A 14,970-nucleotide genomic window follows, 5' to 3' on the forward strand; every position below is an offset into this window, starting at 1 on the left:
CAGTTCGGGTTGCCGTTCAGCGATAGGAATGTGCTCTAGAGGAGCGAAGCAAGCATGGATGTAGAACCCAAAATCGCCGCGGGAGAAGCTCTCACCGGCGCCGCGCCCGCGGCTCGCGAAGAGCGGCTGTTTCTGCTGCTTTCGATCTTCATCGGCGTCATCTCCGGCCTGCTGGTGGTCTCGTTCCGCATGGCGATCGAGTGGCTGAGCGTGCTGCTGCTGGGCTCCGCCCCGGCGCCGCACCAGGTCCGGCTGCTGATCGCGCCGGCGGCCATCGGGATCGTCGTCGCGCTGCTGACGCGGTTTGCGTTTCCGCAGGTGCGCGGCTCGGGCGTCAACCAGACCAAGGCCGCGCTCTACATCCATAACGGCTACATCTCGTTCCGGACGATGGTGGGCAAGTTCATCCTTGCCGCGCTGGCGATCGGTTCGGGCCAATCCTTGGGACCGGAAGACCCGTCGCTGCAGATCGGCGCGGGCGTCGCCTCGCTGATCAGCCGGCGCGTCGGCCTGTCGCGGGAGCGGCTGCGTATCTTCGCCCCGGTCGGGGCGGCGGCGGGTCTGGCCGCGGCGTTCAACGCGCCGATCTCGGCCATCCTGTTCGTCATCGAGGAGGTGATCGGCCAGTGGAGCGCGGGCGTGCTCGGCTCGATCGTCCTCTCGGCCGTCGCGTCGGTCGTGGTGGCGCGCTTCTTCTGGGGCGCGCAGCCCATGTTCCGCATCCCGTCCATCGAGCTGCGCGATCCGCGCGAGCTGCTGGCGTACGCGGTGCTGGGCATCGTGGGCGGACTTGCCTCGTGGGTCTTCGCTGCGTTGCTGGGCTACCTGCGTCCGCTGATGCGGCGGCAGCCGCAGTGGTCACAGATGATCCAGCCGGCGGTCGCGGGCCTGCTGGTCGGCGGCATCGGATACTTCGGCCTGCCGCAGGTGATGGGCGCGGGCTATGGCGCCATCGACGAGGCCATGCACGGCCAGTTCGCCTTCAAGATGCTGCTGCTGCTCGCCCTCTTCAAGATCATTGCGACGACCATCTCGTTTTCAAGCGGAACCCCCGGCGGCATGTTCGCGCCGACGCTCTTTACCGGCGCGATGCTGGGCGCGGCGGTCGGCGCGGTGGAGAAGCATTACCTGCATGGCATCGCGACCGGTTCCATTGGGTCGTACGCGCTGGTCGGCATGGGCGTGCTCTTTGCGGCGTTCCTGCGCGCGCCGCTCACGTCGGTCTTCATGGTGCTGGAGGTGAGCGGCAACTACTCGGTCATTCTGCCGGTCATTCTGGCGAATACGATCGCGTACCTGATCTCGCGCAGCCTGCAGCCGGTGCCGATCTTCGAGCTGTTCACCCACCAGGACGGCCTCTTCCTGCCGTCGATGGAGGAGCAGCGCGAGGAGAGCGAGCTGCGCTTCGAAGACGCGCTGCAGCCGGTCGAGGCGCCGATTCTCAAGGGTTCGGATACGATCTGGAGCGCGATGAAGTCGTTGGAATCCTACCCGGAGCAATCGGGCGCGGCGGCCGCGACGGTCGTACTCATCCAGTGCACCGACGGCGGATGGTACGCCGCCACCCGCGCGGAGCTCGACGCGATCTTTGTCGAAACCGGAAACGACGACACCAGCCCGACTGCGTTGCAGCCGCTCGAAGAGCGCCTGGGCAAGGACCGCACACCGCTGCTCTTCCCCGACCAGCCGTTGGCGAACGCCTTCCACTTCTTCAAGCGCTGGCCGCTGCTGCCGGTCTCGAATCGCGCCATGCGCGGCGCGCTCGAAGGCACGCTGACGCAGGCCGATGTGCTGCGGCGCTACCAGGGCAGATAGTTCCCTGCTAAGCGGCGCCCATCGCATATCGGCGGCAGTGCTCCAGATACGCCGCCTCGTGCAGCGCCACCAGGTCCAGCACGCTGCTCCAGAGCCAGCGCGGCGCGTCCAGGCCTTTGCCGTTGCGGCGTTTCAGGTCCTTCGCCCAGGATTGCCTTGTGACCCGATCCATCTGCCGCCCATGCGCGCGGCCTACGACGCCGGCCATCAGACGCGCGATGGCGATCGCATCCGCCTGCCGGAGTCCGATGAGTTCGAACTTCAGATCCTGCGGACGAAGCTCTCGCACCACGATCGGCCGGCCGGCGATCTTCGCGGGCAGCATACGGTCGCCGAGGAACGGCGAAAGCGCCCGGGCGCCCGCCACCACTCGCTCGGCGTCGTTCGACGGCATCTCCTTGCCTTTGGTGCAGGGCGCGGCGGCGCGCGAAGCCTCCTTCAGGTCGAGCAGCCGGTACTCGTGGCGCTTCTTTTCGCCCACGCCAACCAGCGCCGCGTAGCGCAGACGGCCCAGCGAGCTGCAACCCTTCATCCAGTAGGCTCCGTCCAGCAGACGAACCTGCTGCGGCTCCGCGTCGTTGCCGATCTTCTGCACGAGCTGATGCAGGCCCTCCTCGTCGAAGAGCGTCTCCAGCTCTTTCTGCTCGTCGGCGTTGAGAGCCCAGAACTTCGACCCCAGAGGAATCGTCGGCTTGACGTCCTCGATGCGCTCTTCGGCCAGGTGCTTCCAGCGGCGGTTCTTCGACTCGCGCATGACCTTGCGGATAGGCTCGATCTCCTCCGGCAAGACGCGGTCGGCGCGACCGGCCAGGGCCGCCCCGTAGCCGCCGATCATCGCTTCGAGCATCAGCGCCGTCGTCACGCCGGGCAGGTCGGAGCTGCGACCGGCCATCGCCAGCGAGAGTCCCAGCCGCAGCAGGTCGTGCGCAGGATTGCCGATGACGGTCTGGTCCAGGTCGCGAATCTGAATGTCGATATTGCCTTCCACGTCGGCGACCGGGCCGAGGTTGCCGGTGTGGCAGTCGCCGCAGATCCAGATATCCGGCCCGGCCGGCACGGTCGCCTGCACGGCGTCGCTGCGCAGCCAGTCGTAAAACCGAACCGTGCTGCCGCGCACATAGGCGTGGGCCGAGGCCGCCATCTTGAGTTGCTGCCGCTCGCGGAGGATCGCATCCCGCTGCGCCTTGGTCCTGGGTGATGAAGTCTTTGCCAATGTTGCCCCTTTTGTGTCCCAGAAACCTGAGATGCATAAACCATTCACATAGACTTGTTACTGTGGAGGCTTCGAGGATTGGGACACCAGGGGACAACTGCACCGGCGATGACTCTACTCTTAGCGCTTTATCTCGCCGGGCTTAGCTTCTTCTTCACCGGCGTCTCCGGCATATCGGACAACCTGCGGCAGTTGAGCGGCCAACGCTTTCGCCAATGGCTGTCGCGCGCGACCCACCATCCTCTGCTGGCCGGCCTGCTGGGCACGGCGCTGGGGCTGGTGACGCAGAGCACCTCGGTGGTCGCCTTCGTGCTCTCCGGCATGACCGCCAGCGGTCTGCTGCCCATGCAGCGCGCGCTGATGGTCCTGGCCTGGGCGAACCTGGGCACGGCGGCGCTGGTCTTCATCGCCACGCTGGACCTGCACATGCCGATCCTCTACCTGATCGGCATCAGCGGCCTCATCCTCGCGTTCAAGCTGTGGGATAAATGGAAGCCGGCCTTTGGCGGCGTGCTCTCGATCGGCCTCGTCTTCTTCGGGCTGGATATGATGAAGCAGGTCTTCAAGCCGCTCTCCTCCGCGCCCGGCTTCGCCACTGTCAGCGGCTTCTTCGACTACTGGCCGGACGCCGCCTTCTTCGTCGGCATGCTCATGCGGACGGTCATCCACTCCTCCGCGGCGGTCGAGGCCATCGGCATCACGTTGAACAAGGGCGGCTTCCTGGCCGAGTTCCAGTCCATGATGTCGATGGCCGGACTCGGCGTCGGCACCGCCATCGCAACCTACCTGCTTTCGAGCAACCTGCGCGGCGTGCCCCGGCAGATCGCGCTCTTCCAGGCCGGAACCAACGTCGTCGCGGGCGTGCTCTTCGCCGCGGTCTTTATCGCCGAACGCATCACCCGCGAGCCGTTGCTCATCGCGGGCGTCGACCACCTCAGTCCCTCGGTCAGCGGACGCATGGCGATCATGTACTTCTGCTTCAACGCGACGATCATGCTGCTCTCGCTGGCCGTGCTGCCCTGGGCGCCGGGCTGGCTGGAGCGGCTGTGCCCGCCGACGCCCGAGCAGGACCTTTCCCGGCCGATGTACCTGCAGACCGAGGCGCTGCGTTCGCCCGAGACGGCGCTCGACCTGGTCGCGCTCGAACAGGTTCGGCTGGTGCGTGGACTGCAGCGCTACCTCGAGATCGCACGCGGTGAAAGCACGTTCGAGCTGGAGTCGCTGCACGGCGCAGCCAACGAACTGGGCACGAAGATCACCGAATTCCTGGACGCGCTGGTCGGCAAGCCACTTTCGGGGAAGCTCGCCAGCCGGGTGATCTCGTTCCAACGCAAGGAGGAGACGATCCGCGCGCTCGAGGACAACGTCTACCTCTTCGCCGAGACGCTGCACGACCAGACCGGCGCGGCCGCCATGGCCAACCGGCTGGTGGAGGCGCTCGACACCATCGTCCTGACCGCCATCGACGCGCTCCACAGCCAGGACAAGATGGACCTCGACATGCTGATGAAGCTGACCGACGACCGCGGCGGCATGATGGAACGGCTGCGCGGACGCATCGGCGTCGACGGCAGTGAAGATGTGGGCAATGTCGCCGCGCTGCACTATGCGACAACCTTGTTCGAGAGAAATGTCTGGCTGCTCAGGCAGTTGGCGTTGTGGCTGAAAGAAGATACGAAGGCGACCGCGTGAAGCGAGAACGGTGGGTCTGGAGCTGTTAGCTTGATCGCTTTAAGCTGACAGCTCTCGAAGACCTACAGCTTGAACTCGACCAGCGAAAAGTCGTCCTCGAACTCGGCCTTGCCCTGCCAGGCCCGCGCGGCGTCGACGACCTTGTCGAGTGCGTCGGCATGCGGCGCTGCGCCGGCCAGCACCTTCGTAAAGTCGCCGACGTTCATCATCACGTCGTCCGCGTTCGAGACCTCGTAGCAGCCGTCGCTGTAGACGTAGAGCTTCGTGCCTGCCGCGATCGTCGCCGAAAGGTCGCCGAACACCGCGAACGGGAACGCGCCGATCATCATGCCGGTCGAGCTCATCAGCGTGGACGAGCCGTCCGGTGCGATGGCGATCGCCGGAGGGTGGCCGCCCGAGGCCCAGCGCAGCTCGCGCGTTGAGGGTGTGAAAACGCCGTACCACATGGTGAAGTACTTGCCGTCCTGCTCGCCCATGGGAAAGGCCTTGTTCAACGCCGAGAGCACCTGCGAAGGCACGGCGAAGTCCGTATCCGGCAGGGTGAAGTTGCGGATCGTGTTGATGGCCGAGACCGAGAGCAGCGCCGAGCCGACGCCGTGGCCGCAGACGTCGAGCAGGTACATGGCAAGCTGGTCCGGATTCAGCCAGTGGTAGCCGAACGAGTCTCCGCCGAGCGCCGTCGAGGTGATGAAGCGCCAGTCCGACGGCACGGGCGAGCCGCCGGCCATCGGCGCGGGCAGCAGCGAACGCACATAGGCCGCCGCGTCGGCCAGCTCCTGCGCGATGACGCGCTGCTGGGCCTCGAGCGCCTTGAAGGCCTCGTCTCTCTGGAGGCGAAGGATGTACGCCGCCGAGTGGTAGCGGATGCGCGCGACGACCTCCAGCTTATCCGGCAGCTTGACGAGATAGTCGTTCGCGCCGGCGTTGAAGGCGTCGGCCTTGGTCGTCGCCTCTTCCTTTGAAGACAGCACGATCAGCGGCGTGGAGGCGGTCGAGGCCTGCGCGCGGAAGGCCCGCACCATGTCGATACCATCGACGCCGGGCATGATGAGGTCCTGCAGGATGACGGTCGGGCCGAAGCTCTCGGCCTCGGCCAGCGCCAGCGTCGGATCGATGCAGAAGCGGTATTCGAGCCCCGGGATGTCGAGCAGCATGCGCCGGATCGTCTCCCCGACGATCCGCTGGTCGTCGACCAGAAGAACCTTGATGTGGTGTTCGGTAAGCGTGATTGCAGGTGTGGTCATCGCGTCCTCTTTTTGTCCGTCCCGGTCCCTATGTTTGTCATTCCCTTTGTTTGTCGTTCCCGAAGGGAATCTGCTTCTGTCTCTGTCTTCCCTGCCCGTCATCCTCGCAGAGGGTCCGCTGTCCGTACCTTTCCCGCCAGAATCGCGTCCCTCACCCGCGCGCCGATCTGGCCGAGCGGCAGAATCTCCATCGCCGCCTTCAGATCGGCCGCGGCCTTCGGCATGCCGTAGACGATCGACGTCGCCTTATCCTGCGCGATCGTGTACGCCCCGGCCTGCCGCATCGCCAGCAGCCCCTCGCCGCCGTCGCGGCCCATCCCGGTCAGCAGCACGCCGACCCTCGGCGCGCGATGCGAGTGCGCCAGCGAGCTGAAGAGCGCATCCACCGACGGCCGATACGCTGTCTCACGCGGATGCGGCGTGTAGCGCAGCACACCGCCCTCGCCGCTGCGTTCGAGGATCATGTGGTCGTTCGAACCCGCCAGATAGACGTGACCCGCAACAAGCCGTTCGCCGTCCACCCCGATGCTGACCGGCATCGGCGCATGGTGCTGCAACCATGCCGCCAGCCCCGGCGCGAACTGCTCGTCCACATGCTGCGCCACCAGCACCGCCGCGGGAAAGTTCCCAGGCAGCGCGCCCAGCAACTGCGCCAGTGCCTGCGGCCCGCCGGTCGAAGAGCCGATGGCGACAATGGCGAGATTCGACGGCGGCGTGATGCGCGAGATCAACCCAGCCTGAGCGCCGGCCGGAGAAGACGGGCGGTCCGTATGTCGTCCCGGCCCGACCAGCCTCGCCACCATGCGCAGCTTCTGCAGCAGCGGCTCCGCGCCGGCCATGTCGCCGGCCGTGCCCATGACGGGTGTGTTGACGGCATCGAGAGCGCCATAGCCCATGGCCTCGAAGACGAGGCTGCGGTTGCCGACCGTCGTCGCGGTGACGACGAGAATCACGCAAGGCGTCGTCTGCATGATCCGCCGGGTCGTCTCGGCGCCGTCGATGCCCGGCATGATGAGGTCCATCAGGATGATCTCCGGGCGCTTGTCCGCGGCGAGACGCAGCGCCTCTTCGCCGGAATAGGCGGTCCAGATCAGTTCGAACTCCGGCAGCTCGGCCAGGATGCGGCGCAGCACCTCCGCCGCGGTCCTCGAATCGTTCACAATGGCAACCTTCAAGCCGCGCCCCCCACGTCGATGATCGGCGCATCGGCCGGGCCGATCAAGTCCTCCACCGCCTGGCGAAAGCTGTCGTTCTGAAACGCGCCCTTGGTCAGGTAGAAGTCAGCGCCTGCGTCCAGACCGCGCCGGCGATCCTCGTCGCGGTCCTTGTACGAGAGGATGATGACCGGCATGCGCGCCATCCGCGCGTTGTCCCGCACCTTCATCACCAGCTCGATGCCGTTCATCTGCGGCATGTCGACGTCGCTGATGAGCAGGTCGTAGTCGTTCAGGCGCAGCAGGTTCCAGGCCTCCTGGCCGTTCTGCGCGGTGGTGACCTCGTATCCCGCGCGTACGAGCAGCCGCCGTTCCATCTCGCGCACGGTGTGCGAGTCGTCGACGACCAGGATGTGCGGCACGCCGAGCAGCCCGTAGGCCAACGTGCTGGGCGAGGCGCCCGCGCGGCCATGCGCGGTCTGGATGAGGTCCTCCATGTCGAGGATCAGCAGCGGCAGACCGTTCTCGTCCATCGACGCGGCGCTGACGCCGGGAATCTTGCCAAAGCGCGGGTCCAGCCGGCGGACGGGCAGTTCGGTCTCGTCGACCAGCTTGTCCACCGCGAAGGCCACGCCGCCGGAGATCAGCAGCGGGATCGAGCCGCCAGCCAGCGGGCGGTCCGACAATCCCAGCAACGAACCCAGCGTGACCACCGGCAGACGCTCGCCGTCGGCCTCCACCGTCGGCGGGCCGCCGCGCTCGCCAGGCGTCGGTTCGAGGTGGGCGACGCGGTCGATCCGGACCAGCGGCACGGCGTAGTGCTCGCCCTCCACCTGCAGGCGGATGACCTTGATGACCGACCGCGTGACCGGCAGCGTGAGCCGGAAGACCGAGCCGGCGCCGGGATCGCTCGTCACCGTCACCGAGCCGCCGGCCTCCTGCACCATCGTCTGCACGACGTTCAGCCCAACGCCGCGGCCGGAGACCGCCGAGACCGACTCCCGCGTGCTGAAGCCGGGCAGGAAGAGGAACTCCAGCAGCTCCTTGTCCGAAAGCCCCGTCGCCGTCTCGCGCGAGACGAGGTTGCGCGCGACGATGCGCTCCAGCAGCAGATCGCGATGGATGCCGTGGCCGTCGTCGCGCACGGTGATGACCAGCCGGCCGTTCTCGTGCCGGGCATGCAGGCGCAGATGCGCCTCCGGGGGTTTGCCCACCGCAACGCGCTCGGCGGGCGTCTCGATGCCGTGGTCGATCGCGTTGCTGAGCAGGTGCTGAATCGGCGCTTCGAGCCGCTCGAGGATGTCGCGATCGACGCGCGTGCGCTCGCCCAGCACCTCCAGCCGCACCTGCTTGCCGAGGTCGCGCGCGGTGTCGCGCACCAGCCGCTGCACGCCGGCGATGCCGTCCGAGAACGGCCGCAGGCGCCCCGCCAGGACGGTGCGGTAGAGCCGCTCCACCGATCTCTCATTGGCGCGCGAGACCAGGTCCAGCTCGGCGATATGCGCGGCGAAGCCGGCCGTCTGGCGGTCGATCTCGCGCAGCGCGGCGGTCTTCGCGGCGCCGGTCGACTCGCCGTCTTCGAGCACATGCAGAGCCCTGGCGATGGCGCGGCGGTTGCGCTCCAGCACATCGCCCTGCAGCGCGAGCGTACGCGAGGCGACCAGCGCCTCCGACGTCAGCGAAAGGATCTGGTCGAAGCGCTCGGCGGCGATTCGGACGTTGCGCTCGCGCGAGCCGTGCTCCTGCGCGCTGTGGGAGCCGAAGATGTCCTCCTCCGGCTCGTGCGCCTGTACCTTCGGCGCGTGGGCCGGCTTCGAAATGGGCGCGGCGGCGGGCGTTTCGACCGGCGCCGCGTCTGTCGTCTCCGCGGGAGGCGCGGTCTCAACGTGCGCGGACGCTTCATGAAACGTCTGCGCAAAGGCGACGATGGCCGGCCCCTGCTCCGCGAGCCAGGCCTCGGTCTCGGCGTCCGGCACGGCCTGCAGACGCGCCAGCCAGTCGGTCGCGGTCAGCATGCGGTCGACGTCGGCCGAGTCCAGCGTCGCGCCCGCCTGCGCCGCGACGAAGCGGTCCTCCATGGCGTGCGTGAGCTGCACGATCGTATCGAGGCCGACGATGCGCGCAGCCCCTTTGAGCGAGTGCGCGGCGCGCATCAGCGCCTCCAGCGCCACGGCCGTCGCAGCGCCGGACTCCACCTGCAGCAGCTCGGTCTGCAGCACGCGCACCTGCTCCTCCGCCTCCATGCGGAAGAGTTCGAAGAGCGAGAAATCGTCGAGGCCGCTGCTCATGCTGGTCGTTCCTGTTGTCTCTGCAATTGCTTCTCTTGCTTTGTACCTTTGTTTGTCATCCTCGCAGAGGATCTGCTTCTGTCTTACTCCAACACCCGCGACACGCCACCAAAAACCGTACCTCAGCGGCTAAAGCCGCCCTTCACCAGCCGCCGACGGCACGGCTGAAGCCGTGCCCTTAACACAACCAAGACATCAAGCCGTCGCCAATCCAATCTGCCGGAACAGAACCTCGTGGTCCAGCAAATGATAAGCCCCACCCTCATCCGCGAAGCTCTCCTTCACCCACTGCGCGGCGATCGGCGCGCGCTCGGCCGACGCGGCGCCCGCCAGACGCACCCCCAGCACGGCGTCGATCGGCACGGCCCACAGCCGGCCGGGCGACTCTTCGAGGATCAGCGTTCGCGGCGTGCTCGTCTGGGTCTCGGGCGTATCCAACAGGCGCGCCAGCGAGCAGCATGGCAGAATCTCCCCACGAAACGCGGCCAGACCCAGCAGCACCGTGCCGCTGCGATGCGGAATGCGCGCAATATGCAGCACCGGCGCCACCGCCGACGCCAGCCGCGTCGGCAGAGCCAGACGCAGGCCGCCGATCTGAAACAGCAGCATCGAACCCGCCTGCCGGGCCGGGTCGGCGGGCCGCTCCGCCACCAGCGCCTGCAGCTCGTCGCGGTAGCCCTCGGGCAGCGGGCGGTCGAATAAGGTCACGGGCAAAGCCGGGTTCATACGGTCTCCTCCGTGCGCAGGGCGTCGGCCTTCACGCGGTGAATGCGGGCGTCGAGCGCGCGTCGCAGCCTCAGACTGGGCTGTTGCCGCCAGATCGACTGCAGCAGCTCGAGCGACGGCAGATGCTTGCCGTCGAGGTAGAGCGCCTGCCGGCAGCGCCGCTCCGCCTTGCGCAGCTCGCCGTGCTGGTGCGCCTCGACCGCGCGCAGGTAGAGGCCGGTCGCCGTCGCGGGCAACGCCTCCTCGATCGCGGTCGGCGCCGCCTGCGGCCGTGCAGCCGGTACAGGCGCAACCGCCGCCGGACGCGAGTGAAGAGGCCGTGGAGGCGCGATGGGAATCGCCAGATCGCGGTGTACGAAGGCGAAGGAGGACGCGGGCTTCAGCGGCGTGAAGAGCGCGCTCAGCTCCTCGACGCGATCGGCCGTGCCGATCACCAGCCGTCCGCCGGGCGCGAGCGCCGCCGCCAGCGACCGGGCCAGCGTCTCCCGCGCGGGTTGCGCCAGGTAGATGAAGAGATTGCGGCACAGGATCAGGTGGTACGCCTCGCCCGCAAGCGCGCCCGACTCGGCAAGATTGCGACGGGTGAAGCGCACCCGCTCGCGCAGCGTCTCGTGAACGCGCCAGCCCCCGGCATCCGGCGCGCCGAGGCTCGCGCGCTGCTCGGGCGTCAGGTGGCGCAGCGCGTCTTCGGCGTACCAGGCGGCGTCCGACGCGGCCAGCGCGGCGGGGGAGATGTCGCAGGCGTCGATCTCGAATCGCCCCGGCGGCAGGCCCGCCTCGACCAGCGTGGCGGCCAGCGACCAGGTCTCCTGCCCGGTGCTGCACGGCGCGGAGAGCACACGCAACGGACCCGGTCCGGCGAGCGCCGCCAATCTGACGACCGCCGTCTGAATCTGGGCGAAGACCGCCGGATCGCGAAAGAAGCGCGTCTCGCGGATGACGGCGGCGTCGATCAGCGCGGCTTGTTCGTCCGCCGAACTCTCGAAGAATTCGGCGTAGGCGGCCGGGTCGGCGAGTTCGAGCACACGGCAGCGCGTGGCGACCATCGACCGCAGCCGCTTCTCTTCGAGCGCGCGCGGCTCCATGCCCAGAACCCCGGCCAGCCGCTCCGCGATGCGCGTCAGGAAGATCGAGTCGGGCCTCATGCGTCCTCCGCCGGAGGCTCTGGAATCAGCGTGTACAGCATGGGCAGATAGTCGTCGAGTTCAAGCTCCGGCAGGTCGGCGGCGGTGTCCGTCACCCCGGCGGCCAGCAGCCCGATGTAGCGTGTCGCCGCGCCAGCCGCGGCTTCGAGCAGGATGATACGACTGCCAAAGGACTCCGCCGTCGGCGCATCGCAGACCACGCGGTTCAGGTCGAAGACCGGCGCACGCTCGCCATGAAAGCGCAGCCAGCCGAGGAAATAATCGTCCGGCTCGCCCGTGAGCGTCGCAAAGCCCGCCAGGTGATGCACCCGGTGCAGCGGAATCGAGCACACGCCGGAGTCCAGCTTCAGCCGGAGTCCGATGCGGTGCTGTGCTGCGGTGGTCAATGCTTCGCCTCTCAATCCCTGCAAAAAGCCCGTCATTCTGAACGCAGTGAAGGACCCCTGTATTTCGTCTTTGCACTTGTCCTGCCGTTGCTTGTCCTTTGTGTGTCATTCCCGAAGGGAATCTGCTTCTGTCGTCGTCGTTGCTTCTCTTGTTTGTCATCCTCGCGGAGGATCTGCTTCTGCACTTCCTTCCCCCAGCCCACGGCGACTCGGACAGGAAGACATACCCCAGGGGCTAACGCCCCCGTCGCTCAGGCTTTGGATGCCAAGGCTAAAGCCTTGGCCTACCTGGAAGCAAGAACGCGGGCGGCAGTGACAACCCAGGGCTAAAGCCCCGTCCTTCTTGCAGCTTCATTCAAGGGGCTGAAGCCCCATGCTTCCACCGACGCCGCTTCAATCCTTCACATCCACCGTTCGCAACTTCTTCACTTCCATCTTGAAGATCCGCTCCTTCAGCACGCGCACGGCTTCGTGCAACTGCCGGCTGACGTCGTTCAGGTCGTTGACGGAGTCCGAGGTCTGGCGGGCGGTCTCGGTCAACTGCCACATCGCCTCGCTGATCTGCTGGGCGCCCTCGCTCTGGTTCTGCATGCCCTGGTGGACGGTCTCGTAGCGCGGGGCGATCGACTCCACGCGCTCGATGATCTCGCCGAACTGGCCGCGGATGGCCTCCGCCGCGTCGTTGCCGCCCTTCACCGCGCCGGCCAGGTCGCGCATCTCCTCCACGCCGCCGGTCACCGCCTCCTGCATCTCCTCGACCATGCGCTCGATGTCGAGCGTGGCGATGGCGGACTGATCCGCCAGCCGGCGAATCTCGCGCGCGACGACCGCGAACCCGGCGCCCGCCTCGCCCGCCTTCTCCGCCTCGATGGCCGCGTTCAGCGAGAGAAGATTCGTCTGATCCGCCACCTTCGTAATCGTCGTCACGACGGAGTTGATGCGCGCGGCCTTCATGCGAATGGCCGTCAGCTTGGACGAGATTGAGCCGGTCACGTTCGAGAGCACCTGCATGGAGGTCTCCATGCCGCGCAGCCCCTGCCGGCCCTCGCGCGCCAGGCCGCTGGTCTTTTCTGCCGCGTCGGCGATCTCGACCATTGCGCGCAGCAACTCCTGCGAGGTAGCGGAGATTTCCTTGACGGCCGAGGCGATCTGGTTGCTCGACGCCATGAACGTCGCCACGTTCGCCTGCTGGTGGATCGCGCTCGAGGCGATCTGCGTGGCGTTCGAGGTCAGGTGGATGCTCAGGTCGGCCATCGGATCGGTGATGCGCTTGCTGATCAGGTACGCGACCATGGCGCCAAGGATCAGCGCCAGCAGCCCGCCGACGACGCTCTGCCACAGCAGGTTGTAGAACTGCGTGCGTACCCGGTCGGTCGCGCTCTGGAAGTCGCGCGAGTCCGCCGCCACGACGATGATCCAGTCCCACGGCTTGTAGTAGATGTAGTGCACGATCGACCGCGCGCCGGTCGCCGCGTCCGTCACGGTCAGCCCGCCGGTCGCGCCCTCGGGCAGCTTCGGACCCTGTGCAAGCGCCACGGGCAGCCACTGATCCTTCGTCGCCGCCGACAGGCCGCTCGGCTCGATCAGCGCCTTATTGCTGAAGTTCTGGCTGTCCTTGCCGTAGTAGACCGCGACCGAGCTATGCTCGCCGCTCTTCGAGGAGGTGTCGAGCGCCTCGCGCAGCGTGCCCACGCCCTCCTGCTTCACCCCGGCATAGAGCATGCCGATGACCGCGCCCTTCGCGTCGAGCAGCGGTTCATACGCCGTGATGTACCAGGCGTTGACCACGTAGGCCTTGCCCCGGTAGGTCTGACCGCTCAGGACGGTCTTGATGACCGGGTTCGGCGTTCCGTCGGGCATCGTCTGCGGAATGTAGGTGCCGATGGCGCGCTGACCGTCGGCCGCGACCACGCTGGTCGCCACGCGCAGCATGTCACCCGCGTTCACGCGCTGGAAGAGCGTCACCGTGTCGCCGGTCTGGGCGGTCACGTCGTCGATGACGGGCAGGTGATTTTGAAAGCTGCGGTCGCCGGTCAGCGACCGTCCGCCCAGACTCCACAACGGCGCCGCAATCGACGTGCGCGAGAGCGAGTACTGGTTCAACGCGTTCCACGTGGTCGTCTGCCCGGTGGGATGCACGCCGCCGGCCTGCGCCAGCGCCGTGCGCGCGACGTTCAGGTTCGTGTTCACCGACTTCTGGATGAAGTCCTCGGCCAGGTGGCAGGTGTAGTAGGCCTTCTGCGCGCTGCGCGCCACGCGCTCTTCGGTGAAGGAGGTCACCTCGCCGCCCACCAGCTTGCTGGCGATGCGTTCGTTCATCAGCACCAGCACGGAGACCGTGCAGGTCGCAAACAGCGCCGCCAGCACCGCCAGCGCCGTGATCTGCTGACGCAGCGAGAGCCGGAGCCCAGCCAGCGCGCGCCCGATCATGCGCCCTTGGATTCGACCTTCGACGCGGCCAGGGCTGCCTCTCGGTCGGGATACAGGTCCACCAGGGTCGGAAAGCCGGAGATCTCGATGACCTCCATGATCGCCGGCTGCGCGCCGAAGAGGCCCAGCCGGCCACCCTTCGCCGCCGTATGCTTCACCAACTGCAGCACCGAACGCAGCCCGGCGCTGCTGATATAGCCGACCTGCGAAAGATCGAGCAGGATGCGCGGACGCGGCGTGGCGAGAAAAGGCCCAAGGTGTGCATCGAACGCAGGCGCGGTCACGGTGTCGAGCCGGCCGTTGACGATGACGATGGGGAGGTCGTTCACATACTCGATAGCTACATTCATGGCTGCAAAAAACATATCATCCGGCCGATGGATTTGCGTCGTCTTCTTTTCTTTGTAACCGTCCCGCAACAAATCCGATTCCGTGGTCAGGTCTTCGTTCTGCGGTCAGGCCAGCTTTCGGGTGAAACGCAGAACATTGCGCCCGTCCAGCCGCTCGTAGGCAAAGCTCTGCATGGTGCGCTGAATGAAGTAGATTCCCAGCCCGCCGATGGGCCGCAGCTCCGCCGGCAGGGTGGTGTCGGGCGCCGCGCGAGCGGTCGGGTCGAAGGGAGCACCGTCGTCGATATAAACGGCGGTCACCACGCCGTCCGCCAGGCCGAGCGTGAACTCGACGTAGCCTGCGGGTGGCTGGCTGTGCTTCACCGTGTTGGCGAAGAGCTCCTCGGCGGCGAGCGTCAGCGCATGCGCGTCGGCCGGGCGCAGACCATGCTCGGCGGCGAACGACTCGACGGCGTCGACCAGCCGCACCAGGTCGTCGAGCGCTGGCTGTAGACGAATCGTCGCCGGATTAAGTTGCATCCCCACCA

At 67.1% G+C, this 14,970-nt stretch carries 12 protein-coding genes; 2 read left to right on the forward strand and 10 right to left on the reverse strand.

The window, feature by feature from the left end; all coding sequences use genetic code 11:
* Window positions 1-54 precede the first annotated feature (54 nt).
* Window positions 55-1,815 carry a chloride channel protein gene (locus tag CHB87_RS13830; protein ID WP_089409015.1) on the forward strand — a complete coding sequence of 587 codons (1,761 nt, stop codon included), beginning with the start codon at window positions 55-57 and terminating at the stop codon, window positions 1,813-1,815.
* Between the two features lie 7 nt (window positions 1,816-1,822).
* Here CHB87_RS13830 and CHB87_RS13835 read toward each other — a convergent pair whose 3' ends face one another.
* Window positions 1,823-3,028, reverse strand: coding sequence for a DUF2252 family protein (locus tag CHB87_RS13835; protein ID WP_245817988.1), 1,206 nt, complete (start codon window positions 3,026-3,028; stop codon window positions 1,823-1,825).
* Between the two features lie 108 nt (window positions 3,029-3,136).
* Here CHB87_RS13835 and CHB87_RS13840 point away from each other — a divergent pair, with 108 nt between their 5' ends.
* Complete coding sequence (locus tag CHB87_RS13840; RefSeq protein WP_089409017.1) at window positions 3,137-4,720, forward strand: Na/Pi symporter; 1,584 nt, start codon at window positions 3,137-3,139, stop codon at window positions 4,718-4,720.
* Between the two features lie 62 nt (window positions 4,721-4,782).
* Here the strand turns inward: CHB87_RS13840 and CHB87_RS13845 are convergent, their stop codons facing one another.
* The 9 genes from CHB87_RS13845 to CHB87_RS13885 all read right to left on the reverse strand — a co-directional run bounded on the left by CHB87_RS13845 (window position 4,783) and on the right by CHB87_RS13885 (window position 14,962).
* The gene (locus CHB87_RS13845; protein ID WP_089409018.1) at window positions 4,783-5,964 is read right to left on the reverse strand and encodes a PP2C family protein-serine/threonine phosphatase; all 1,182 of its coding nucleotides are present in this window, start codon (window positions 5,962-5,964) and stop codon (window positions 4,783-4,785) included.
* Between the two features lie 98 nt (window positions 5,965-6,062).
* The gene (cheB, locus tag CHB87_RS13850) at window positions 6,063-7,124 is read right to left on the reverse strand and encodes a chemotaxis-specific protein-glutamate methyltransferase CheB (RefSeq protein ID WP_245817989.1); all 1,062 of its coding nucleotides are present in this window, start codon (window positions 7,122-7,124) and stop codon (window positions 6,063-6,065) included.
* Between the two features lie 11 nt (window positions 7,125-7,135).
* The gene (locus CHB87_RS13855) at window positions 7,136-9,406 is read right to left on the reverse strand and encodes a hybrid sensor histidine kinase/response regulator (RefSeq protein ID WP_089409020.1); all 2,271 of its coding nucleotides are present in this window, start codon (window positions 9,404-9,406) and stop codon (window positions 7,136-7,138) included.
* A gap of 195 nt (window positions 9,407-9,601) precedes the next feature.
* On the reverse strand, window positions 9,602-10,132 hold the full coding sequence (locus CHB87_RS13860) for a chemotaxis protein CheW (protein ID WP_089409021.1): 531 nt from the start codon (window positions 10,130-10,132) through the stop codon (window positions 9,602-9,604).
* On the reverse strand, window positions 10,129-11,277 hold the full coding sequence (locus CHB87_RS13865) for a CheR family methyltransferase (protein WP_089409022.1): 1,149 nt from the start codon (window positions 11,275-11,277) through the stop codon (window positions 10,129-10,131). The genes CHB87_RS13860 and CHB87_RS13865 overlap by 4 nt, the downstream gene beginning before the upstream one ends.
* Entirely contained in the window at window positions 11,274-11,663 is a 390-nt protein-coding gene (locus tag CHB87_RS13870; RefSeq protein ID WP_089409023.1) for a hypothetical protein, read from the reverse strand. The genes CHB87_RS13865 and CHB87_RS13870 overlap by 4 nt, the downstream gene beginning before the upstream one ends.
* A gap of 393 nt (window positions 11,664-12,056) precedes the next feature.
* Window positions 12,057-14,093, reverse strand: coding sequence for a methyl-accepting chemotaxis protein (locus CHB87_RS13875; protein ID WP_089409024.1), 2,037 nt, complete (start codon window positions 14,091-14,093; stop codon window positions 12,057-12,059).
* The gene (locus CHB87_RS13880; RefSeq protein ID WP_176441763.1) at window positions 14,090-14,443 is read right to left on the reverse strand and encodes an STAS domain-containing protein; all 354 of its coding nucleotides are present in this window, start codon (window positions 14,441-14,443) and stop codon (window positions 14,090-14,092) included. Before CHB87_RS13880 ends, CHB87_RS13875 begins: the two co-directional genes overlap by 4 nt.
* Before the next feature lie 105 nt (window positions 14,444-14,548).
* Window positions 14,549-14,962, reverse strand: coding sequence for an ATP-binding protein (locus tag CHB87_RS13885; RefSeq protein ID WP_176441764.1), 414 nt, complete (start codon window positions 14,960-14,962; stop codon window positions 14,549-14,551).
* Window positions 14,963-14,970: the final 8 nt, after the last annotated feature.

The organism is Granulicella rosea (assembly GCF_900188085.1).
In the GTDB taxonomy this organism is placed as follows: domain Bacteria; phylum Acidobacteriota; class Terriglobia; order Terriglobales; family Acidobacteriaceae; genus Edaphobacter; species Edaphobacter rosea.

Bases quoted from the DNA above. Each gene is read 5' to 3' on its own strand.
- CHB87_RS13830 (WP_089409015.1), top strand. From the start codon at position 55: ATGGATGTAGAACCCAAAATCGCCGCGGGAGAAGCTCTCACCGGCGCC.
- CHB87_RS13840 (WP_089409017.1), top strand. From the start codon at position 3,137: ATGACTCTACTCTTAGCGCTTTATCTCGCCGGGCTTAGCTTCTTCTTC.
- CHB87_RS13845 (WP_089409018.1), bottom strand. From the start codon at position 5,964: ATGACCACACCTGCAATCACGCTTACCGAACACCACATCAAGGTTCTT.
- CHB87_RS13855 (WP_089409020.1), bottom strand. From the start codon at position 9,406: ATGAGCAGCGGCCTCGACGATTTCTCGCTCTTCGAACTCTTCCGCATG.
- CHB87_RS13860 (WP_089409021.1), bottom strand. From the start codon at position 10,132: ATGAACCCGGCTTTGCCCGTGACCTTATTCGACCGCCCGCTGCCCGAG.
- CHB87_RS13865 (WP_089409022.1), bottom strand. From the start codon at position 11,277: ATGAGGCCCGACTCGATCTTCCTGACGCGCATCGCGGAGCGGCTGGCC.
- CHB87_RS13875 (WP_089409024.1), bottom strand. From the start codon at position 14,093: ATGATCGGGCGCGCGCTGGCTGGGCTCCGGCTCTCGCTGCGTCAGCAG.
- CHB87_RS13880 (WP_176441763.1), bottom strand. From the start codon at position 14,443: ATGAATGTAGCTATCGAGTATGTGAACGACCTCCCCATCGTCATCGTC.
- CHB87_RS13885 (WP_176441764.1), bottom strand. From the start codon at position 14,962: ATGCAACTTAATCCGGCGACGATTCGTCTACAGCCAGCGCTCGACGAC.